General features: G+C 59.9%; 23 protein-coding genes and 1 riboswitch. Of the genes, 9 read left to right on the top strand and 14 right to left on the bottom strand.

Annotation, left to right across the window (positions count from 1 at the left end):
• Window positions 1–101: 101 nt before the first annotated feature.
• The 5 genes from CLM72_RS05030 to CLM72_RS05010 form a co-directional block, all read right to left on the bottom strand.
• The gene (locus CLM72_RS05030; protein ID WP_105229078.1) at window positions 102–1202 is read right to left on the bottom strand and encodes an IS110 family transposase; all 1101 of its coding nucleotides are present in this window, start codon (window positions 1200–1202) and stop codon (window positions 102–104) included.
• A gap of 88 nt (window positions 1203–1290) precedes the next feature.
• A complete protein-coding gene (locus CLM72_RS05025; RefSeq protein ID WP_105225795.1) occupies window positions 1291–2655 on the bottom strand; it encodes a DUF1329 domain-containing protein in 1365 nt (454 codons plus the stop codon).
• Between the two features lie 42 nt (window positions 2656–2697).
• Window positions 2698–4557 (bottom strand): DUF1302 domain-containing protein, encoded by a 1860-nt coding sequence (locus CLM72_RS05020; protein ID WP_003188640.1) that lies wholly within the window; start codon window positions 4555–4557, stop codon window positions 2698–2700.
• A 333-nt stretch (window positions 4558–4890) separates the two neighbouring features.
• Window positions 4891–6573, bottom strand: coding sequence for a fatty acid--CoA ligase (locus CLM72_RS05015; protein ID WP_089041368.1), 1683 nt, complete (start codon window positions 6571–6573; stop codon window positions 4891–4893).
• A 183-nt stretch (window positions 6574–6756) separates the two neighbouring features.
• Entirely contained in the window at window positions 6757–7389 is a 633-nt protein-coding gene (locus tag CLM72_RS05010; RefSeq protein WP_014716957.1) for a LysE family translocator, read from the bottom strand.
• An 84-nt stretch (window positions 7390–7473) separates the two neighbouring features.
• Here CLM72_RS05010 and CLM72_RS05005 point away from each other — a divergent pair, with 84 nt between their 5' ends.
• The 3 genes from CLM72_RS05005 (at window position 7474) to CLM72_RS04995 (ending at window position 10311) form a co-directional block, all read left to right on the top strand.
• Window positions 7474–8439 carry a 2-hydroxyacid dehydrogenase gene (locus CLM72_RS05005; protein WP_105229077.1) on the top strand — a complete coding sequence of 322 codons (966 nt, stop codon included), beginning with the start codon at window positions 7474–7476 and terminating at the stop codon, window positions 8437–8439.
• Window positions 8440–8469: 30 nt separating this feature from the next.
• The gene (locus CLM72_RS05000; RefSeq protein ID WP_034126326.1) at window positions 8470–9468 is read left to right on the top strand and encodes a class I SAM-dependent methyltransferase; all 999 of its coding nucleotides are present in this window, start codon (window positions 8470–8472) and stop codon (window positions 9466–9468) included.
• 51 nt (window positions 9469–9519) lie between these two features.
• Window positions 9520–9638: riboswitch (yybP-ykoY riboswitch) on the top strand.
• 88 nt (window positions 9639–9726) lie between these two features.
• Window positions 9727–10311 carry a TMEM165/GDT1 family protein gene (locus tag CLM72_RS04995; RefSeq protein WP_014716954.1) on the top strand — a complete coding sequence of 195 codons (585 nt, stop codon included), beginning with the start codon at window positions 9727–9729 and terminating at the stop codon, window positions 10309–10311.
• 50 nt (window positions 10312–10361) lie between these two features.
• Here CLM72_RS04995 and CLM72_RS04990 read toward each other — a convergent pair whose 3' ends face one another.
• The 4 genes from CLM72_RS04990 to CLM72_RS04975 all read right to left on the bottom strand — a co-directional run bounded on the left by CLM72_RS04990 (window position 10362) and on the right by CLM72_RS04975 (window position 12434).
• Window positions 10362–11180 (bottom strand): M48 family metallopeptidase, encoded by an 819-nt coding sequence (locus tag CLM72_RS04990; protein WP_014716953.1) that lies wholly within the window; start codon window positions 11178–11180, stop codon window positions 10362–10364.
• Window positions 11181–11300: 120 nt separating this feature from the next.
• Window positions 11301–11921 carry an SOS response-associated peptidase gene (locus CLM72_RS04985; RefSeq protein ID WP_034126325.1) on the bottom strand — a complete coding sequence of 207 codons (621 nt, stop codon included), beginning with the start codon at window positions 11919–11921 and terminating at the stop codon, window positions 11301–11303.
• 37 nt (window positions 11922–11958) lie between these two features.
• Window positions 11959–12219, bottom strand: coding sequence for a putative signal transducing protein (locus tag CLM72_RS04980; protein ID WP_105225794.1), 261 nt, complete (start codon window positions 12217–12219; stop codon window positions 11959–11961).
• A gap of 32 nt (window positions 12220–12251) precedes the next feature.
• Window positions 12252–12434 carry a CPXCG motif-containing cysteine-rich protein gene (locus CLM72_RS04975; protein WP_105225793.1) on the bottom strand — a complete coding sequence of 61 codons (183 nt, stop codon included), beginning with the start codon at window positions 12432–12434 and terminating at the stop codon, window positions 12252–12254.
• Between the two features lie 132 nt (window positions 12435–12566).
• On the opposite strand from CLM72_RS04975, the gene CLM72_RS04970 reads away from it, so the two are divergent.
• Window positions 12567–13730: a 1-acyl-sn-glycerol-3-phosphate acyltransferase gene (locus CLM72_RS04970; RefSeq protein ID WP_169918829.1), complete on the top strand. Its 1164-nt coding sequence runs from the start codon at window positions 12567–12569 to the stop codon at window positions 13728–13730.
• Between the two features lie 165 nt (window positions 13731–13895).
• On the opposite strand, the gene CLM72_RS04965 is transcribed toward CLM72_RS04970, so the two are convergent.
• Window positions 13896–14153 carry a hypothetical protein gene (locus CLM72_RS04965; protein ID WP_034126322.1) on the bottom strand — a complete coding sequence of 86 codons (258 nt, stop codon included), beginning with the start codon at window positions 14151–14153 and terminating at the stop codon, window positions 13896–13898.
• A gap of 182 nt (window positions 14154–14335) precedes the next feature.
• On the opposite strand from CLM72_RS04965, the gene CLM72_RS04960 reads away from it, so the two are divergent.
• Window positions 14336–14545: a hypothetical protein gene (locus CLM72_RS04960; RefSeq protein ID WP_105225792.1), complete on the top strand. Its 210-nt coding sequence runs from the start codon at window positions 14336–14338 to the stop codon at window positions 14543–14545.
• A 60-nt stretch (window positions 14546–14605) separates the two neighbouring features.
• Here the strand turns inward: CLM72_RS04960 and CLM72_RS04955 are convergent, their stop codons facing one another.
• Window positions 14606–15190 (bottom strand): YajG family lipoprotein, encoded by a 585-nt coding sequence (locus CLM72_RS04955; protein WP_034126321.1) that lies wholly within the window; start codon window positions 15188–15190, stop codon window positions 14606–14608.
• Between the two features lie 183 nt (window positions 15191–15373).
• On the opposite strand from CLM72_RS04955, the gene CLM72_RS04950 reads away from it, so the two are divergent.
• Together CLM72_RS04950 and mqo are read left to right on the top strand one after the other, a co-directional pair.
• Window positions 15374–15607 carry a hypothetical protein gene (locus CLM72_RS04950; protein ID WP_105225791.1) on the top strand — a complete coding sequence of 78 codons (234 nt, stop codon included), beginning with the start codon at window positions 15374–15376 and terminating at the stop codon, window positions 15605–15607.
• Window positions 15608–16334: 727 nt separating this feature from the next.
• The gene (mqo, locus tag CLM72_RS04945; protein WP_034126319.1) at window positions 16335–17873 is read left to right on the top strand and encodes a malate dehydrogenase (quinone); all 1539 of its coding nucleotides are present in this window, start codon (window positions 16335–16337) and stop codon (window positions 17871–17873) included.
• Between the two features lie 99 nt (window positions 17874–17972).
• Here mqo and CLM72_RS04940 read toward each other — a convergent pair whose 3' ends face one another.
• The 3 genes from CLM72_RS04940 to CLM72_RS04930 all read right to left on the bottom strand — a co-directional run bounded on the left by CLM72_RS04940 (window position 17973) and on the right by CLM72_RS04930 (window position 19479).
• Complete coding sequence (locus CLM72_RS04940) at window positions 17973–18260, bottom strand: PA4642 family protein (protein WP_003188614.1); 288 nt, start codon at window positions 18258–18260, stop codon at window positions 17973–17975.
• A gap of 190 nt (window positions 18261–18450) precedes the next feature.
• Window positions 18451–18918, bottom strand: coding sequence for a WbuC family cupin fold metalloprotein (locus CLM72_RS04935; RefSeq protein ID WP_105225790.1), 468 nt, complete (start codon window positions 18916–18918; stop codon window positions 18451–18453).
• 3 nt (window positions 18919–18921) lie between these two features.
• A complete protein-coding gene (locus tag CLM72_RS04930) occupies window positions 18922–19479 on the bottom strand; it encodes a hypoxanthine-guanine phosphoribosyltransferase (RefSeq protein WP_005784869.1) in 558 nt (185 codons plus the stop codon).
• Between the two features lie 164 nt (window positions 19480–19643).
• Here CLM72_RS04930 and upp point away from each other — a divergent pair, with 164 nt between their 5' ends.
• Together upp and CLM72_RS04920 are read left to right on the top strand one after the other, a co-directional pair.
• On the top strand, window positions 19644–20282 hold the full coding sequence (gene upp, locus CLM72_RS04925) for a uracil phosphoribosyltransferase (protein WP_003188608.1): 639 nt from the start codon (window positions 19644–19646) through the stop codon (window positions 20280–20282).
• 2 nt (window positions 20283–20284) lie between these two features.
• The gene (locus CLM72_RS04920) at window positions 20285–21559 is read left to right on the top strand and encodes a uracil-xanthine permease family protein (protein ID WP_057701581.1); all 1275 of its coding nucleotides are present in this window, start codon (window positions 20285–20287) and stop codon (window positions 21557–21559) included.
• The last annotated feature ends 70 nt before the right edge of the window (window positions 21560–21629 follow it).

The following is a 21629-nucleotide window of genomic DNA, read 5'->3' as shown; positions in this document are numbered from 1 at the left end:
GGTAGGAGCGCAGGCATCAATTCGCGACGGTCTGACCAGGGGTCAATGTTCGTTAGCACGGGTTGGAGCGGCTAAACGCCCCGGTGGCAGAACTCTGTAAATCAGTGGCTCATCGCAGCCTCCTGACTGTTGCCTGGCTGGCGGCGATACGTCTGGTCGTTCTGCAAGAGCCGCCAGAGGATACGCAGGTTACGGTTGGCCAAACGCACTGCCGCCTCCTTGCGCCCCAGACGAGATACCCAACGCTGTAACCGCTGGTCGTCGGGCTGCTCTGAATCCGGTCGTACCTGTCTTAAAACGGCGTGGGCACCCTGGACCGCCAGGCTGCGCAAATACGCATCACCCTTCTTGCTCATCTTGCCGAGCCGGATTTTTTCTCCGCTGCTGTGCTGGCTGGGCACCAGCCCGAAGTAGGCGGCGAACTGTCGGGCATTTGCGAAGCGTTCAGGCTCCGTCTGCTTGGCCAACAGTGCTGTGGCTATGATCGGGCCAACTCCGCGCACCGTCATCAATCGCTTGGCTGTCTCATCGTTCTTCGCCGCTGTTTCGAGCCGACCGGTCAACACGTTGACGCGTTCGCCCAAATGAACCCATTCAACTAGCAGTTCGGCGATTAGTTCGCGCAGCAAATCGGGTAATGGCTGAGTGGCGTCTTCCAGTATTCGCGGGATACGTTGGCTGATGGCCATTTCGCCTTGGGGCATGGATACTCCCTGCTCCAGCAGTAAGCCGCGCATCTGATTACCGACTGCCGTACGTCGCCGTATATATCCCTGTCGGGCCCGATGCAGCGCTTGCATTGCGAGCGCCGCCGCACTTTTGACCGGTACGGCAGATATCCTGCAGTCGCGTCCAGCACGCAGGATCGCCAACGCATCGTTGCGATCATTTTTCGGACCGCTGCGATGAGTGGCCACATGCTGAGCCGGTAGGATGCGCACTGAATTGCCCTGCGTTTGCAGCAATCGCGCCCATGCCTGAGCACCTGGCCCGGTTTCCACCAGTACCGTCACGCTTGCTGGAAGCTTAAGAAGAAAGGCTTGAAAGGCCTCGCGTGACTTAATCCGATCCTCGAATATCACCTGGCCAAGCGCATTCTCGCCGGCCACTTGGAAGACCTTTTTGGCAAGGTCTACCGCGACGTTTACGCAAGTAGATACATCGGCTGACAAAGACTGATTGATCGTCGTATGCTTTTTCATGGGCTCGCCCTCGCTGTCGTTGGCTTCTATAAGAATGCCACCGTGGCGCATAGACGCCTCGGCTTGGGCGAGTCCATCTAATTACAGGTTAGCGAACACCGTCCTGACGCAGGGCCGCTGGGGTGAAGTCGCTGGTGCTGGCGGTGAAGCCGAAGTCATAGGCCTGCTTCTCTTCGTTCTTCATGCCCAGGGCCAGGTAGCGGCCGGACTGCAGGTCATAGAGGGTTTCCAGGGCGTACCACGGCACTTGCTTGTCGTAGTAGTTCTCGGCATGGGCTTCGGCAACGCGCCACAGTTGGCCGCGACCGTCGTAGTGGTCGATCACCGCTGCTTGCCAGGTGTCTTCGTCGATGTAGAAGTCACGCTTGGCGTAGATGTGGCGCTGGCCTTCCTTCAAGGTGGCGACCACGTGCCAGACCCGGCGCAGCTCGTAGCGAGCCAGGTCCTGGTTGATGTGGCCAGCCTTGATGATGTCGGCGTACTTGAGCTTGGGATCGTCGACCTTGTAGCTGTTGGAGGCGATGTACATCTCTTTCTTGCCTTCCAGCTTCCAGTCGTAGCGGTCCGGCGCACCGTTGTACATGTCGAGGTTGTCGGAGGTACGCAGGCCATCGGCGGCAGTACCTGGCCCGTCATAGGACACTTGCGGCGCCCGACGCACACGGCGCTGCCCGGCATTGTAGACCCAGGCCGAACGCGGCTCTTTGACCTGGTCGAGGGTTTCGTGCACCAGCAGTACACCACCGGCCAGGCGCGCTGGCGCAGTCACTTGCTGCTTGAAGTAGAACAGCACGTTGCCTGGGTTTTTCGGATCGAAGTCCTTCATCTTGTCGCGGAACACGAACTGGTCGCGGAAGTACACCAGGCTGTAGGAACCGTTGGTTTGCGGGGTGGCCTGGGTGACCAGGCGGGTCACGCTGCCGCCGCGATAACGGGTGATGTGGTTCCAGATAACCTCGACGCCGCTCTTGGGAATCGGGAACGGAATGGCGGTTTCGAAGTTTTCCAGGCCGTTGCCGCCGGACACCAGGTTGGTGGTGGTGGCGTTTTTCTTGATCGAGGCAAACACCTCGGCCGGCACGGTGGCGCCGCGATGGGTCGGGTACACCGGCATCTTGAAGCTGTCCGGGTAACGCTTGAACATCGCGTATTGCCCGGGGGCCAGCTTGTCTTTGTACTGCTCGACGTTCTGCGCAGTGATGGTGAACTGCGGTTGCTCGCTGGCATACGGGTTGGCGAGGAAACCACGGGCGTCCACCGCGCCGGCATTGGTCGGCAATGGCGACCATTTCGGAATGGTGCCGGCCGCGTTACCGGCCATCTCGGCGCCCATCGGGGTCAGGGTCGTGCCGAGCTTGGCGGCTTCATCTGCCGAGACTGCCGCCATGACGTTACTCGCCAGGATCGACAGCCCAAGCACACCCACGTGCAACAGACTTTTTGTTATTTTCATGCTCTGGTCTTCCTGAATACATGCCACTTGAAAAGAGTGTGCTTAGAAGTTGGCGCCGAAGCTCAAGGCGACAAAGTCGCGGTCATCCACGGTGCTGAACTTGCCACCAAAGAAGTTGGTGTACGCCAGGCTCGCGGTGTAGGTGTTCTGGTATTCGGCATCCAGGCCCAGGCTGACCGCCTTGCGACCTTCTTCAAAGTTGCCGCCAGGGCCTGGCGAGTAACCCTTGACGTCATGGGACCAGGCCACGTTGGGCTTGAGGTTCACGCCCGCGAACACGTCCGGGTATTCCCAGATGGCACGGGCTCGGTAGCCCCAGGACGTTGCGGTGGTATAGCCGTCGTTATTGCAATTGGTGTTCAGGCCAGCAGCGTTGGGCAAGCCGGCGCCGTTGGCGGTGGAGTTGTTGAGGGCGTTGCAGAACCCACCTGGCAGCGTGCCTGGGCCGAACACCGGATCGCGGCCGTAACGAGCCTGGGATTTGCTTTCCAGGCCACCCACGTGCGTCACGCCGATTTCACCGACGGTGGTGAGGCGGCTGGCGCCCATGACCTGGTCGAAGAAGTGCGTGAAAGTGGTCTGGAACTGGGTGACTTCCTTGCGGTTGTAGCCGTGCAGGTCCTGGCCCGGCGTGCCCTTGAGCACGGACGCATTGCCAAAGCCGGGGATCGGCGTGACGCCCGCGAACAGAATGTCAGTGGTGCTCAACTGCACCGGCGCATTCGGACGGTAGCTCAACTCACCGCTCCAGGCGGTGCCGGTAGGCAAGGTGGTGGAGAAGCTCAGGCCGTAGAGGCGAATATCTTCCGGGTACTCGACGAAGTAGTTCGAGCTACCCGCCACGATCAACGGCCGCAATGCCCCCAGTGGCCCCAGCGGACGCGTGTAGGCCGCCGATGGCGCGCCCTGCGCACTGAAGATCGGCGCGCGGCTGTGGTAGTTCATGAAGTAGGCGCCGAATTCGGTATCCAGCGGTTCGAAGTTGTAGCGCATAGCCACGCCGAACTGGCCGCTGTCGCGTGCATCACGGTCCGGCCCACGACGCACCAGTACGCCTTCGCTGTTCACGTCCACACCCAAGGCACCCAGCGTCGGCAGGGCGGCAGCAGGAATGGTGGAACGCTTGTTCAGTACCCGCAGGTTGTTGCTGCAACCATCGGAGATCACGTCCGGCTGCGAGAAGAACGTGCCGCAGTTATCGGTCACGGTCTGGTCCCACTCCAGTTGGTAAAACGCCTCGGCCGACAGGTTGTCGGTGAGCGACTGGGACACGTAGAACATGTTCACCGGGATCAAGCCTTCCTTGATCTCGGCCCCCGGACGACGAAACGCCGACACGTCGATCGGGTTGATGGAGTTGATGCCGCCGCCGATGAAGGTACTTTCGCCCCAGCTCACAACCTGCTTACCAAAACGCACGGAACCCGGCGCATCGGCAATCGAGTAGTTGTGGTAGACGAATGCATCGAGAATCTGCCCGCCCGAAGACTTGGCGCCTTCCTTGCGGTTGTTGTCGCTGATGTCCTTGAACGGACGGCTTTCGTCCTTGAGTTCGAAGTCGTACCAGTACTTGCCCCGCACAAACACACCGGTGTCGCCGTACTTCAGTTCCAGGTCGTGGATGCCCTTGAAGATCTTCGAGAACGTTTCGCCGCGCTTGAAGTTCAGGTGGCCGTCATCGGAGGTCTGAGACAGGCCCTTGCCGCCGTTGTTGGCACCGATCAGGTCACGATTGGGCTTGGCCGTGGACCAGCTCGCCCCCACGGAAAGCGACGAGTCAAAGCTCCCTTCGATTTCACCAATGTTGAAACTGACGCCGAATGCCGGCCCGGCGAGCGTAGAAGCGAGGCTGACGGCCAGGGGCAGTCTTGCCCGGCGCCAGAACTGGTTTACTGAGGTCATCGACGCTACTCCATGTGCATATTTTATTGTTATGGCAGTGAGCCCTTTCTTCAGATGTAACGGCCGGGATACAACGATTCCAATGCCGCATCGCCACCGAGCCTCCATGGCTCGAAGCGCAACATCCGCGAAAAACTCTGAAAGGGACTATAGCCAGAGGGGGGGTAGTGCTTGATCCCTCTAAAGTGTGATTTGCATCACCAACCTGTCTGCCACAACCCTTTCGCCACGTCGACGAAGGTCGACGCGGGAAGGATGGCTGAAATTCGGCAAATCACAAGTAAAGGCTTGATATAGAGCATTACCGCGCCCGAACGGGCGCGGCGAGAGGGTTTAGAGCGTGGACAGGAACGTGCTGTTGTTGGCCTGCCATTCGATGATGTCGACACGGATACGTTTCTTGTCGAGCTTGCCGACACTGGTCTTGGGAATTTCAGTAACAACGGCGATCTGGCTCGGAATCGCCCACTTGCTCAGATGGCCCAGCTCGACAAAAGGCTTGAGGTGTTCCTTGAGCTCTCGCGCATCAATCACATGCCCTTCACGCACCACCAACAAGGCGAAGGGGCGCTCGCCCCATTGCGGATCGGCAATGCCTACCACCGCCACTTCCCGCACGGCGGGGTGACGGCTGACCAGGTCTTCGAGGGCCAGGGAGGAGATCCATTCGCCGCCGGTCTTGATCACATCCTTGATGCGGTCACGGATATCAATCACGCCGAAGGCATCCAGCGTGGCCACATCACCTGTGTGCAACCAGCCACCGGCCCATAGCTCGGCGCCCTTGTGCGGCTCGTTGTAGTAACCCTCGGTCAGCCATGGCGCGCGCAGCACCAGTTCGCCCTGGGTTTCGCCATCGGCGGGCAGGAAGCGACCGTCGGTGTCCATGATTGCCGCCTCGACCAACGGGCCCGGCACACCGGCCTTGATACGGTAGGTGGTGCGCTCATCTTCGCTGCCAGCCATCAACTCATCATTGAGGTGAGCGCAGGACACCAGCGGCCCGGTCTCGGACATGCCGTACGCGGCGGTCAGTTGAATGCCTCGGGCCTTGGCGGCTTCGTACAGCGAACGGTTCAGGGCGCTGCCGCCGATGACGATTTTCCAACCGCCGAAATCCACGTTCTGCGCAGCCTTGGCGTTGAGCACCATTTGCAGAATGGTCGGCACACAGTGGGAGAACGTCACCTTCTCCTTGCGCCACAGTTCCACCAGGTATTCCGGGTCGTAGCGGCCGGGGTACACCTGTTTCAGCCCGAGCATGGTCGCCACATACGGCAAGCCCCAGGCGTGTACGTGGAACATCGGCGTGATCGGCATATATACATCGTTGGTGCCCAGCAGCCGCACGCTGTCGACGCTGCCCATGATGGTCGCCACGCCGATGGTGTGCAGCACCAGTTGCCGATGGGTGAAATACACACCCTTGGGGTTACCGGTGGTGCCAGTGGTGTAGAAGGTGGTGGCGACCGAGTTTTCGTCGAAGTCCTCGAAGTCATAGGTGGGGCTGGCGGCGGCCAGCAGGGTTTCATACTCACCCACCAGGTTGGGTAGCTCGGCGGTGTGGGTGTCACCATCGGTAATCAACAAGGTCTTGTCGACGGTGGTGAGCTGCCCGGCAATCGCCTGGTAGAGCCCCACGAACTCACTGTTGACCAGCACAAAGCGGTCTTCGGCGTGGTTCATGGTGTACAGAATCTGTTCTGGCGACAGGCGCACGTTGATGGTGTGAATCACCGCGCCGATCATCGGGATGGCGAACATACACTCCAGGTAACGGTGGCTGTCCCAGTCCATCACCGCCACCGTGTCACCGGCCTTGACCCCGGCTTCGGTCAGCACATTGGCCAGGCGAGCGACGCGCTCGATCAGCGTCGGGTAGCTGTAGCGCAGCTTGTCGCGATAGATAATTTCCCGGGTTTTCTCGTAGCGAGTCCCGGACATCAACAGGCGCTTGATCAACAGCGGGTATTGGTACGCACCTTCGGCGGGCGGGATAACACGGGTCTGCAACATAAGAATCCCTTTAATGACTGCACAGTCTTGGCTTGAAGACCTGCACTGTAGAGCGCTTATGTTTCAGCCAAATCAGCCAAAGGAATGATTTGCAGGGGCCAGCAAATGCTAGCGTTACGCCATTACCGAGGACCTAATGAAGCCCGCTCCCACATCTGGATTGTGCTCACTTGAGAAAAATGATTATTTCATGCTGGTAAAGGCCAGTTTCACCCCGATGGCAATCAACACCGCGCCCATGGTCCGATCAAACCAATGACCCATCTTTGCAAACCCGGCGCGCACGCGCTGCTGGCTGAACAACATGGCCACCAGGCAAAACCACAACGCAGTCGCCACCGCCAGGTACACCCCATAACCGGCCTGCACTGCCAGCGGCGTGTGCGGGTTGATCACTACGGTGAACAGCGACAGAAAGAACAGCGTGGCCTTGGGGTTCAAGCCATTGGTCACAAAACCTGCGGTAAACGCGCCGCGTGGGGTGCGCTCGCCCGCTTCACGGTGCAACTCGCCCTCGGCCGCAGGCTTGGCCGGCTGGGCGCGCAGGGCCTTGAAGCCAATGTAAAGCAGGTACGCGGCAGCGGCCCACTTCAACGCATTGAACAGCACAATGGACTGGGACACGATCAAGCCGATACCCAGCAACGAGTAACCCACATGCAGGAAAATCGCCGAACCGACGCCCAGTGCAGTCCATGTGCCGGCACGGCGGCCATGGGTCACACTCTCACGCACCACCACAGCGAAATCCGGGCCGGGGCTGGCCACCGCCAGCAAGTGAATCAAGGCTACGGTCAAAAACTCGGCGACGTACATGCTCACTCCATTAAGTAACTGATTATTTCATCTGATAGGCTCGGCAGATTACGCCTTCGAACCTCGTCGCAAAAGGTACAGTTGATCATGAACAATCGCCGCGCCGTCTTCCTCGACCACCCTTCCCTGGACTTGGGCGACCTCGACCTCAGCGGTTTGCATGACTGCTTCAGCCAGTTGCAGTTGTTTGAACAGACCACGCCAGAAAATGTGCGGGAGCGCTTGCAGGGCGCCCAAGTCGCCATCAGCAACAAAGTCCCGCTCACCGCACAAACCCTGGCGGCCTGCCCCGAGCTCAAGCTGATCCTGGTGTCGGCCACCGGCACCAACAATATCGACCTTGAAGCGGCCCGCGCCCAGGGGATTACCGTGAGCAACTGCCAGGGTTACGGCACGCCATCAGTGGCGCAACATACGATCATGCTGTTGCTCAACCTCGCCACGCGCTTGAAGGATTACCAACAGGATGTGGCCGCTGGCAAATGGCAGCATGCCAAACAGTTTTGCCTGCTGGACCATCCGATCGTCGAACTGGAAGGCAAAACCCTCGGCCTGCTCGGCCATGGTGAATTGGGCAGTGCCGTGGCACGCCTGGCCGAAGCGTTCGGCATGCGCGTGATGCTCGGCGCGATACCTGGGCGCCCTGCCCGCGCCGACCGTGTGCCGCTGGACGAACTGCTGACCCAGGTCGATGCGCTGACCCTGCATTGCCCACTCAATGAACACACCCGCGACTTTATCGGCGCCCGTGAACTGGCCTTGCTCAAGCCCGGCGCATTTGTGGTCAATACTGCGCGCGGTGGTTTGATCAATGAACAGGCCCTGGCCGACGCGCTGCGAAGTGGTCACCTTGGCGGCGCAGCGACTGACGTGCTGAGTGTCGAGCCGCCAGTCAATGGCAACCCGCTGCTGGCTGGAGACATTCCACGCTTGATCGTCACGCCCCACAACGCCTGGGGCAGTCGCGAAGCACGGCAGCGTATCGTCGGCCAGCTTACGGAAAACGCCCAGGGCTTTTTCAACGGCGCCCCGCTGCGCGTCGTCAGTTGATAAACTGCGCCCCTTTTCAAGGAGCAGACTATGGATCCGCGCAGTGAAGTACTGCTTCGCCAGGCCGAACTTTTTCAAGGCAACCTGCTGCTGGTAGGTTTGCCTGCCGACGATTTGCTTGGGCGCCTGCCCAATGCCCACGGCTGGTGCTGGCATGCCGGTGACCAGGCGGCGCTCGATGCGCGCTTCGCCGAACGCAGCCAGTTTGGCGTGACAGTGCCCGAGCGCGCCTTTGATGCGGCGGTGATTTTCCTGCCCAAGTCCAAAGACCTCACCGACTACCTGCTCAACGCCGTGGCCGCGCGCCTGCCTGGCGCCGAGCTGTTTCTGGTGGGCGAGAAAAAGGGGGGTATCGAAAGCGCCGCCAAGCAGATGGTTCCGTTCGGCAAACCGCGCAAGCTCGATAGCGCACGGCATTGCCAACTATGGCAGGTCACTGTCGCCAACGCGCCGCAAGCCGTGGAGCTTGAGAGCCTGGCGCAGGTCTTCGACGTACCCCTGGCAGAAGGCCCGCTGAAGGTAGTGAGCTTGCCAGGTGTGTTCAGCCATGGTCGCCTGGACCGCGGCACCGAGTTGTTGCTGGAGCACTTGGACAAGCTGCCCAGCGGCAACCTACTCGATTTCGGTTGCGGCGCTGGCGTACTGGGGGCTGCGGTCAAACGCCGCTACCCGCATAACACCGTGACGATGCTGGATGTGGATGCCTTCGCCGCCGCCAGCAGCCGACTGACGCTGGCGGCGAACGGTCTGGAAGCCGACGTGTTGACCGGCGACGGAATCGACGCGGCGCCCATGGGTTTGAACGCGATTTTGAGCAACCCGCCGTTCCATGTCGGCGTGCATACCGATTATTTCGCCACGGAGAATCTGCTGCGAAAAGCAGCGAAACACCTGGCAAAAGGTGGCGAACTTCGCTTGGTTGCCAATAGCTTTCTGAAGTACCAGCCACTGATCGAAGAGCATTTGGGCATCTGCGCAATCAAGGCCGAAGGCAATGGTTTTCGCATTTACCGCGCCAAGCGCCCCTGACGGACGTTTGAAAAAGAACGCTTGCCGAATGGATTTTGCCTAGGCAGAATCCGCAGCGTCCTAGGGGAGTAGTCTCCCACGAGCCCATGCTCGTCCGGCATACGTCAACATACTTGGTCAGCAGACCATGGCGTATGCGACCCAGGAGTCCGCACAGACGGACCGGGGTTTGACAAGACCTATGACACGCACACCTTACCCGGGGCGGGAAGGCTGTACGTGTCATAGCCGTGTCGACCCGCCCCTGGAAACTACCTGATGCTGGATTCACTACTCGTTCCTACCGCAATCGTTGCCTTGGCCGAAATCGGCGACAAGACGCAACTGCTCGCACTCATCCTTGCTGCTCGCTTTCGCAAGCCCTGGCCGATCATCGCCGGCATCGTCGCCGCGACCCTGGCCAACCATGCGGCGGCTGGTGCCGTGGGCGCCTGGTTCGGGAGTTTCTTCTCGGATGCGGTGCTGCACTGGATCCTCGCCGCGAGCTTCTGCGCCACGGCGCTGTGGACCCTGGTGCCAGACAAACTCGATGATGACGAAGCCAGTACCACCCGTAAGTTCGGGCCCTTCCTGACCACCTTGATTGCGTTCTTCCTCGCCGAAATCGGTGACAAGACCCAGATCGCCACGGTGATGCTGGCGGCGCAATACCCGGAACTGTGGCTGGTGATTATCGGTACCACCCTGGGCATGTTGATTGCCAACGTGCCGGTGGTGCTGGCGGGGAATTTTGCCGCGGAGAAACTGCCGCTGACCTTGATTCGTCGCTTGGCGGCTACGGCGTTCTTCGTGCTGGCGATTATTGCGGTGTACAAGGCCATGCAGAGCAGCGGCTGGCTGTAAACCGATCACTGCGTGTAGGAGCGAGCTTGCTCGCTCCTACACGGCGTCGATCAGGACTTCTTGGCCTGCTGGTAGAGCGGCATCACCTTCGGAATCGCCGCCTGCAAGGACGCGATGCGGCTGTCCGAAGCCGGGTGCGTGCTCATGAATTCCGGCGGTGCGCCTTCCGAAGCCTTGGCCATCTTGTTCCACAACGTGATGGCCGCGTTCGGGTTGTAGCCAGCGCGGGCGGCCAGCTCCAGGCCGATCAGGTCGGCTTCGTTTTCGTTGCTGCGGCTGTTGGGCAAGGTCATGCCGTAGTTGGCGACGGTATCGGCCAGTGCCAGGCTGTCCTGGCCGAGACCGAATATTGCCCCGGCGCCCTGCTTGGCCATCTGGATACCGTAGGCCTTGGACATGGCTTCGCGGCCGTGTTCACGCAGGGCGTGGGCGATTTCATGACCCATCACGGCAGCCAGCTCGTCATCGGTGAGCTTGAGGTTGTCGATCAAGCCGCTGTACACCAGGATCTTGCCGCCAGGCCCGCAGTTGGCGTTCATCTCATCGCTTTTGATCAGGTTCACGTCCCAGTTCCACTGGGCCGCATCCGCGCGGAAAGTCGGAGCCTGGGCGATCAGGCGCTTGGCAATGGCCTGCACGCGCTTGGCGTTGGCGCTGGTCTTGTCCAGCACCCCTTTGCTGCTGGCTTCACCCAGGGTCTGCTGATAAGACTGGGCATACATCTGGTCGACTTCCTGACTCGACAGCATGCTGAACATGTACTGCTTGCGCTCTACCCCAACGGCGCCGCCGCTGGTGGTATTGACCGACTGGCAACCCGCCAGCAGCATTGCTGCAACCAAACCACTTACCACCAATGACTTCTTCATGAACACGCTCCCTGAAAACATGGCGCGTATCGTAGGCGGTCATTTGTATCTGCGCCAGATACCCTGGACGTTTAACCGCTGAATTTAAGATACATCCGAACGCGGCCCGACGGGCAAAGCTCATGCCGGGGTCAGGCATTCCGGCCCATTGAGCTTCGGATCGTTGACCATATTGGCCAGCACCCGCTCGCGCAGCACGGCAGGCTCAGCCGCCAGCAGGCCCTGCAGCACCTGCAGCGGAGTCTCGGGGTCGAGCCAGGCGGCCTGCCCTGCCGCGTCCAGGATCAATGGCCGTCGCTGACTTTGCGCCGCCTGGGTAACCACCGCCGTGCTCAGCCACACTTGCTCCTGCACCGGATACGCTTCCCACACTGCGGCAAAGAACAACGTGGAGCCCTCCCCCGGCGTAAGCCAGTACGGGCGCTTGCGCTGGGTGCCGCGCCACTCATAAAAGCCATTGGCGGGCAGCAGGCAACGGCGCAAGCGGAAGGCTTCACGAAACATCGGTTGTTCGGCCAGGGTTTCTGCGCGGGCATGGGCCGGGGTGCGCGACAGGTCTGTCAGCCAGGGCGGTGTGAGGCCCCAACGGGCACGCGCCAGGGTGAGTTGGCCCTCGCTCAGGCGCTGGATCAGCACCGAATCATTGGGGGAGATGTTCCACTGGGCCTGCTGGTCGGCGGGGAAGCCGGGCAAGGCAGCAAAGGCAGGGTTCCAGCGAAACAGGGCATAACGTCCACACATGGGGCAACACGACTCTTGGGGTAAACCGACCGACAGCCTAACAGACCAATACGTCGGGGAAGCTGTCGGGTTCGTCGCCGGGCAAGGGTTGAGCGCCGATATAGGCGGTGATCAGCTCACGGGCGCAGGCGGCCTGGTCGTTGTCGACCTCCAACCCCAGTAAGCCGAATATCGGCAATTCGCCCGTGCCGCCGAGCAAATGGCGCCCCACCAGGTGCGCATCGATGCCTTCACTGGCAAGCATCTGCTGCAGCAACTCGCCCTCCATCAGGTTTTCCGGTTCGTAGATTCGCTGCATGGGCGTACCTTTTTATTCGTTCTCGCTGCGCATTATTCATTTTCGCTGCGGGTTTCAAGCATCCACTCTTCACCATGAACTTGCAGGTCGAACTTGATCGGCCGGCAACACACTTGGCAGTCTTCTGTATAGGTCTGGTCCCCGCCAGACAAATCCACCGTCGTCTCGACCGCTTCGCCACAATAAGGACAATCGTACAGCGCAGTTTCGAGCATCGCAGTCTCCCAGGTGACTTGTGCGTATAATCGCCGGTCTATTTACAGGGCTATTCTTGGCCGGCCCCTTATTCGGACCGCACCCTGACATTTCCTTTTACTTACCCTAGCCGTTTCTAACAAGAGAGCATGATGGGCGAATTCGATACCATCCGACCTTACAACGACAGCGAAGTCCCGGCAGTGCTGGCGCGCCTGTTCAGTGACAAGGCCTTTCTGGACATCCTGACCCACTTCCGCTTCCCGCGCTTTGCCGGCGCCCTGGGCTGGCTGCTCAAGCCAATGATTGCGCGCAAACTGCGCCGCGAGTTCGCTGGCGTCACCACCGTGGCCACGCTGCAAGACAAAGTTGAGTACTACGTTGACCACACCATTGACCGGGCGACCGACGGCGTGACCTATACCGGCGTCGAGCAACTGAAATCCGGCACTGCCTACCTGTTCCTGGCCAACCACCGCGACATCGTGATGGACCCGGCCTTCGTCAACTACGCCGTGTACCACGCCGGCCTGCCGACGCCGCGCATCGCCATCGGCGACAACCTGCTGCAAAAGCCGTTTGTCAGCGACCTGATGCGCCTGAACAAGAGCTTCATCGTGCACCGTTCGATTACCGGGCGAAAGGAGAAGATGGCGGCCTACAACCTGCTGTCGGCCTACATCAACCATTCGATACGCAACGACTGCCAGTCGATCTGGATTGCCCAGGCTGAAGGCCGGGCCAAGGATGGCGATGACCGTACCGAATCGGCGATCCTCAAGATGTTCCACGTCAGCCGCAAGGACGAGCCATTTGCCGAGGTCATCCAGTCGTTGAACCTGACGCCGGTGTCCATCAGCTACGAGTACGACCCCTGCGATGCCGCCAAGGCCCGCGAGCTGTATATCCGCGCCACCACCGGCACCTACACCAAGGCACCGGGAGAGGATGATGTGAGCATTGCCTTGGGCATTACCGGCTATAAAGGCCGAGTGCACGTGAACTTTGCGCCGCCGATCACCGAGCGTTTCGAAGACACCAAGCTGCTGGCGGCAGAAATGGACCGGCAGATCCTGGGCGGCTATCGCTTGTTTCCGGTGCACTACCTGGCCTACGCGCAGTGGAGTGATGCCGACCCGCAATTGCAGGTGCCCAAGGCGGCGGACGTGTTCCCGGCCGATGAGCTGGCCAAGGCCAAGGCGGAATGGGAGCGGCGCTTGAACGAGTGCCCGGCGGAGCATCGGCCTTATCTGGTGGTGCAGTATGCGACGCCGGTACGCAACCAATACCGAGTCAAGGCTGGTATCCCCCTGTAATAGTGAGCCCACAGGGGATATGTGGCAGGCGCTGACTCTGCGGGCAGTACATGGCCAGTGTGGGAGCTGGCTTGCCTGCGATAGCGGTGGCTCAGTTAAAAACTCAATGGCTGATACACCACCTTCGCGGGCAAGCCAGCTCCCACATTTGGTTTTGCAGTGGAATTATAAGCGGGTGCTGAGCCAGGAGATGGCCAGGGCCAGGCCAAGGCAGGCGAACCCGACGCGGTACGCCAGACGATGCGCCCGTTCGGTGCGTGTATCCAGAAACAGCATCGGTTGGTCGATAGCGCGCTCTTCGCTGCGCAGGGCCAGGTCGGCTATCGCACGCTGTGCATGCAGACGGGTGATGAACAACACCCAGGCGCCCGAGCAGGCAACCAAGAGGGCAACAATATTGATGAGCAGTGCGGGCAGCGCCATCGCAAACCTCGGTAAATCAGTCTTCGGGTATCAGTCCAAGTACACACCTGAACGACAGTCGCCTCCTGCGCCTTTAATGCTCCTTCCCCATTGACGGCTAATGTATCCAGTAATTTACGCCGTCACCTGAACGTCACCTTAACAAGCCACTCTGTTGCCCTTCGACGCTTGAGGAGCTTGTCATGTTGCATGCGCAAAACCAGGATCGGCTGTATCTGATCGCCCAGAGTGATGAACAGGAGGCGCTGATCGGCAGCCTCGCGTTCAACGTCCAGGACCGCCATTGGCTGGTGTATTGCGCCCTCGGCGGGCACCAGCATGCCGATCTGCCGGAGCTGGATCTGCTTACCGGTGTGAGCATGTTGGACTTTTATGTCGATACAGCCGCATGACAAAAACCACAGGCACAAAAAAACCGGGCTCAGCGATGAGCCCGGTTTTTTGTGAGCGGCTTATTGCGCGCTGAGCAGTTGACCGATGCTTGGGTCCTTGAACAGGCGGGTCAGGGCATCGCTGAGCACGTCGCTGACCAGCTTGGTGTTGGTTTCCTGGTTGGGCGACATGCCGAACCGCTGGTTGAGCGAGGCAGCGTAGCGGCCACTGTAGCGGCGGGTACCGGCACTGACGTCAGACTTGAAGGTAGCGCCGATGGAAGCCTCGGTCACATACAGGCCGTCTTTGGGCGACTGGTATTTCAGCTCGGCCAGGGTCACGGTCAGTTGCGGCACGCCTGGCGAGTTGGTCGGCGTAAAGCCCAGCAAACGCACAGCGGCTTCAGCCTGGGCCTGCAACTTGGGCAGCACATCCTGGCCGTTCACCGAAATCAGTGCGGTCTCAGGATACAGGCCGCCACGCGAACCCAGGGTTGGCGACGGACGACCGTCAACCACGCGTACCGACACCGGCTGGCCGTGGCCTACCGCCGCCAACTGCGCGGTGACTTTAGGTTGCGGGCTGAGTTGTTGCGGGCTGTTGGCGCAGCCGACAAGGGTCAAACTGGTCACAGTGATCAAACCGAACAACAGGCGTTGCAACATACGCATTTCTCCAAGACTAGGTGCAGACAGGACGCCAGTATAACGGTGCACGCGCACCACTCACCAGCGATCCTGAACGGCGGCTGAAGCCCCTGCGCAAATTACAAATTCGCATAAATTCGTCACCCCAGTGTCATGCCACACTGGCAACCTTCAAGCATGTAACACACCAGGTACACAGCCATGCGCCTTCTCAAGACCCTGTTCATGTCCCACACCCGCCATCGTCACTTTGCCTTGCTTGATGCCCACGGACATTGCCTGGCCTTCAAGCAGTGCAGCCTGCCGCCCGTCGGTGAAGGCTGGGTGGAAGTGACCGAGACTCACCTGGGCTGGATGCACCGCCCACTGCCGGCCAGCGCCCGGGTCAGCCCAAAGGTTTTTCGCCCACGACACCGGCAAGCGTTGGCCTCCTGACCAGGCCCCTAATAAAAGTCATAAAACACGCCCATTTCACTGACGTTCTTCGCTACAATCTCCCCCCGATTATAAGGACGTCTCCTGATCGGGCCTCGCAGCATCGTTAATGCCCAGGCATTAGCCCCAAAATCGCCCACAGAGAGCCGCCCACACAGATCGAGTGAAGCTGGCGTGCTTGCTGTTTCCTTTGCAAACCACCCCGTCTTTTATCGAATCTGCCAGAGCTGCCATTGCGCTCGGCCACTTGAGTTGTTTGCCCGTTTTGCCGCGTGTCGGCAGAGGTTTACGGGCCAGGTGCCAGGCTGGGGCAGCCCTTTTTTGAGGTTCACGTCTTCAAAAGAGCGTGAAAAAACGGGTTTTCACAACTTCACAAGAGTGTGGCGAGCAAATGAATAGTTTGGCGTTTGTACAAGCACCATCAGCGTCTGGGTCAGCCCAATTACACAGGATCGAGCCTTCCTCAAAAACCGGAGCTTGAGCCTGTCCGCTACGGATTGGTTGCACGAATCGCACGCTTTGACCATAAGTCGAATTGCCACAGGCGCCCGTGAATGCGTTCATAGGCAGATTAGCCCGGCAGGAAGCGTGTGCTGAAGTTGCAAAGAATTGCGAATCGGACATGGCGATCCTGGCCATGGGTAACCTGGGGCAACACGTGAACCGCCCCGTCACTCCTGGCAGCCATGCCGTCAATTTGGTGCTGCAGATTTTGGAGACGCGTTAAATGGCGCATAACGAAGCAGTCGACGTAGTACTGGTAGGGGCCGGCATCATGAGTGCCACCCTGGCCGTACTGCTCAAAGAGCTCGACCCCGGCCTCACGCTGGAAGTCGTTGAGCTGATGGATTCGGGTGCCGCGGAGAGTTCCAACCCGTGGAACAACGCCGGTACCGGCCACGCCGGGCTGTGTGAGCTGAACTACACGCCGCAGGCCGCCGATGGCTCCATCGACATCAAGAAAGCCGTGCACATCAACACCCAGTTCGAGGTGTCGAAGCAGTTCTGGGCCTATCTGACCAAAAAGGGCACCTTTGGCTCGTCCAGGTCGTTCATCAGCCCGGTGCCGCACCTGAGCTTCGTGCAGGGCGACAAAGGCGTGTCCTTCCTCAAGAAGCGCTTTGAGACCCTCAGCCAGCACCACGCGTTTTCGGACATGCACTACACCGAAGACCGCAGCGAAATGGCCGAGTGGATGCCGCTGATGATGCCGGGCCGCCCGCTCGATGAAAAAATCGCCGCCACCCGTGTGATGAACGGCACAGACGTCAACTTTGGCGCCCTGACCAATCAGTTGCTCAGCCACCTGACCAGCTCGCCGGACGCCCAGGTCAAGTACTGCAAACGCGTGACCGGCCTCAAGCGCAACGGCGCGGGCTGGACCGTGAGCATCAAGGACGTCAATAGCGGTAACAGCCGCGACGTCGATGCCAAGTTCGTATTCCTCGGCGCTGGCGGTGCGGCGCTGCCATTGCTGCAGGCCTCGGGCATCGAAGAGAGCAAAGGCTTCGGCGGCTTCCCGGTGAGCGGCCAGTGGCTGCGTTGCGACAACCCGGAAGTGGTCAAGCAGCACCAGGCCAAGGTCTACAGCCAGGCTGCCGTGGGCTCGCCGCCGATGTCCGTGCCGCACCTGGACACCCGCGTGGTGGATGGCAAGAAATCCCTGCTGTTCGGGCCATACGCCGGTTTCACCACCAAGTTCCTCAAACACGGCTCGTTCCTTGACCTGCCGATGTCGATTCGCGCCGGCAACATCGGCCCGATGCTGGCCGTGGCCCGCGACAACATGGACCTGACCAAGTACCTGGTCAGCGAAGTGCGCCAGTCCATGGAACAGCGCCTGGAATCCCTGCGTCGCTTCTACCCCGAGGCGAAAGCCGAAGACTGGCGCCTGGAAGTGGCCGGCCAGCGCGTGCAAATCATCAAGAAAGATCCGAAGAAAGGCGGCGTGCTGCAGTTCGGCACCGAACTGGTTGCTGCCAAGGACGGTTCGCTTGCGGCGCTGCTGGGCGCGTCTCCTGGTGCTTCGGTCACCGTCTCGATCATGCTGGAGCTGATCGAGCGCTGCTTCCCGCAGAAAGCCGCCGGTGAATGGGCCACCAAGCTGCACGAGATCTTCCCGGCGCGCGAGAAAGTGCTGGAGACGGACGCCGAGCTGTATCGCAAGATCAACACACAGAACAACATCAGCCTGGAGCTGGTGGAACCTGTAGGAGCGAGCTCGCTCGCGAAAAACGTCAACGATAACGCGGCGCAAGTGGATTAACGCGCCGCTCTCAGGTTCTTCGCGAGCAAGCTCGCTCCTACCGTTAAAAGCAAAACGCCCCGGACTCTGAAGCCGGGGCGTTTTTTTTGGCTCGGATAATCAGCCGCGGGCGTTGTCGATCAGTTCGATGTACTCGGCGGCGTTGCGCTGGTCCTTGATCAGGTCGACAAAGGTCTGCCCATGCTCGTCCTTGCCGTCCAGGTCCAGGCCTGCTTCTTTGAAAAAGCCCAGGAAACGCTCGAAGTCGTCGATACGCAGACCACGGTAAGCCTTGATCAGTTTGTGCAGAGACGGCGAAGTTGCATCAACCGGCTCGAAGTCCAGGAACAACTTGATCTGGTCGTCACCGATTTCGTCGCCAATCACCTGTTTCTTATCTTTACGCATTACCGACTCCAGCCTGCAGACATTTACACGGGGTTTGAAGTCTACCTGCGCGACGCAGTATGTGGGAGGGGCTTGCCCTAATACCTGTAATTGGATGGACTCGCCCAAGCCGAGGCGTCTATGCGCCACGGCTTGGGCGAGTCCATCCAATTACAAACAGACGCCACCTGCCACATTTGGATTTCAGTGTTCAATCGAACTGAGCAAGCATCCAGCGGTGATACTCCGCCATCCCCACCTCGCCTTCACGAGGCGCCCAGCTTGCCAGTTCGCCATCGCCGACAGGACGGTAAGGGCCTGCTTTGCATTCAAACATGATGCTGTCTGGCTCCAGCACCACCAGGCCATGAAAAACGCCCGGCGAAAGGTCTACGCCCTGGCACTCTCCGCCGGCTTGGAACACACGCTTGCTGAGCAGTTCGCCGGTCTCGCTGAAAATCAGGATTCCCAGGCGCCCCTTGAGCACCAGCAAGGTCTCGGCCTTATCGGCGCTCATATGACGATGAGGCTGCACATAGGTGCTGGGCTGCAAGCCGACCGCCATGCGATGACATGGCTCTTGCATCTCATGGAAGTTGACGTTCTGACGCCCACGGGGGTTGGCGGCCGCTTTCTCGACCAATTCGGCAAACAGAGTCTGATCAAGAAAGCGGGCCATCAATCACATTCCTTTAACGGCAAAGATGCCATTGGCGTTACGCCAGTAGCCTTTGTAGTCCATGCCATAACCAAAAATATAGCGGTCGACGCACGGCAGCCCCACAAAATCGGCTTTCAGTTCAGGACGGGCTTTGCGATCGTGGTCTTTATCGATCAGTACAGCGGTGTGCACTTTGCGCGCACCGGCATGTTTGCAGAAGTCGATGATCGCACCCAAAGTGTGACCCTCATCGAGAATGTCATCGATGATCAGCACATCGCGGTCAATGAACGACACTTCCGGCTTGGCCTTCCAGAACAAGTCGCCGCCGCTGGTTTCGTTGCGATAACGGGTGGCGTGCAGGTATGAGGCTTCCAGCGGGAATTGCAGGTGGGTAAGCAATTTACCGGCGAAGATCAGACCACCGTTCATCACGCAGAAGACCACCGGGTTGGTGTCGGCCATTTCGCGAGTGATGTGCTCGCCGACCTTGGCGATTGCTGCTTCGACCTGCGCTTCGGTGTACAGGCAGTCAGCCTCGTGCATGATTTGACGGATATGCTCGAGATCAGCAGACATGGCGCTCTCCAAGGGGGTGCTGTGGCAAGAAAAGCGGGCGAAGGTACGCTTCTCGTGCGCTCCAATCAAGCCTTTATGGACTAACGTACTTGATGTCTATAGGACAACACCCTCGGATAGATTAATCTAGGCCGGTTTTTTTGCCCGCCGCCGGAGCCTTTCCTATGCCCACTCGCGAGATCCGCCACCCGCTGATCCGACACAAACTCGGCCTTATGCGCCGTGCCGACATTAGCACGAAGAACTTCCGTGAGCTTGCTCAGGAAGTCGGAGCGCTGCTCACTTACGAAGCCACCAAGGATTTGCCCCTGGAAACCTACGAGATCCCCGGTTGGGCCGGTCCCGTACAAGTGGAGAAAATCGCCGGTAAGAAAATTACCGTGGTACCGATCCTGCGCGCCGGTATCGGCATGCTTGAAGGTGTGCTCAGCCTGATTCCGGGCGCCAAGGTCAGCGCCGTGGGCGTGGCCCGCAATGAAGAAACGCTGCAGGCCCACACCTACCTGGAAAAACTCGTCCCGGAAATCAACGAGCGCCTGGCCATGATCATCGACCCGATGCTCGCCACAGGCAGTTCCATGGTCGCCACCATCGACCTGCTGAAAAAAGCCGGTTGCCGGGACATCCGCGCCATGGTGCTGGTGGCCGCGCCCGAAGGCATCGCCGCCGTCGAGAAGGCCCATCCGGATGTACAGATCTACACCGCATCCATTGATGAGCGCCTGAATGAACACGGCTACATCATCCCGGGCCTGGGCGATGCCGGTGACAAGATCTTCGGCACCAAGCAGAAGGACGCGTGAACATGCAGGATGAATTCAACGACCCGCTTTGGCGCCAGATCCTGTCTGGCGCACAAATGCTCTTCGTAGCATTTGGCGCGTTGGTGTTGATGCCGCTGATCACAGGTCTTGATCCAAACGTCGCGCTGTTTACCGCAGGCCTTGGCACGTTGCTATTCCAGGTGGTGACAGGGCGGCAGGTGCCGGTATTTTTGGCATCGAGCTTCGCGTTCATCACCCCGATCATTCTCGCCAAGGGCCAGTTCGGCCTCGCAGCGACCATGGGCGGGGTGATGGCAGCAGGTTTCGTCTATACGTTCCTGGGCCTGGCCGTGAAGGTCAAGGGCACCGGTTTTATCGACCGGCTGCTGCCGCCCGTGGTGATCGGCCCGGTGATTATCTCGATCGGCCTGGCCATGGCGCCGATTGCCGCCAACATGGCCATGGGCAAGTCCGGCGACGGTGCAGAGCTGATCCACTACCAGACGGCGATGCTGATTTCGATGCCAGCGCTGCTCACCACCTTAATCGTGGCGGTGTTCGGCAAGGGCATTTTCCGCCTGGTGCCGATCATTTCCGGGGTGCTGGTGGGTTTTGCCATGTCGTTCTATTTTGGCGTGGTCGACACGGCGAAAATCGCCGCTGCGCCGTGGTTCGCCCTGCCCCACTTCACCGCGCCGGAGTTCAACTGGCAGGCCATCCTGTTTATCGTCCCGGTAGCACTGGCCCCGGCGATCGAGCATATCGGTGGTGTGATTGCGGTAGGCAGCGTGACCGGCCGCGATTACCTGAAAAAGCCTGGCCTGCATCGCACGCTGCTGGGTGACGGTATCGCCACCACGGCTGCCGGCATGTTTGGCGGCCCGCCAAACACCACCTACGCCGAAGTGACCGGCGCCGTGATGCTGACCAAGAACTACAACCCGAAAATCATGACCTGGGCGGCAGTGTTTGCCATCAGCCTGGCATTCATCGGCAAGTTCGGCGCGCTGCTGCAGAGCATCCCGGTGCCGGTGATGGGCGGGATTCTGTGCCTGCTGTTCGGCTCGATTGCCGCGGTGGGGATGAACACGCTGATTCGCCACAAGATCGACCTGGGCGAGGCGCGCAACCTGGTGATTGTGTCGGTAACGCTGGTGTTCGGGATTGGCGGTGTGCTGGTCGGTACCGGCACCGGCCCGGATGATTTCGGCCTCAAGGGCATCGCCCTGTGTGCGGTGGTGGCGATTGGTTTGAATTTGCTGCTGCCGGGCAATGATGGCTGGAAGAACAAGAAGCCGGATGAGCCGCTGATCTAAGCCTTCCAGTTTTCTGGTGTAGCTGATGGCCTCATCGCGGGCAAGCCCGGCTCCCACAGGGCAATGCAGT

Source organism: Pseudomonas sp. MYb193, from assembly GCF_002966775.1.
Taxonomy (GTDB): domain Bacteria; phylum Pseudomonadota; class Gammaproteobacteria; order Pseudomonadales; family Pseudomonadaceae; genus Aquipseudomonas; species Aquipseudomonas paracarnis.
The sequence above is the reverse complement of the archived record's forward strand: the minus strand, read 5'-3'. Positions and strand labels throughout refer to the sequence as shown.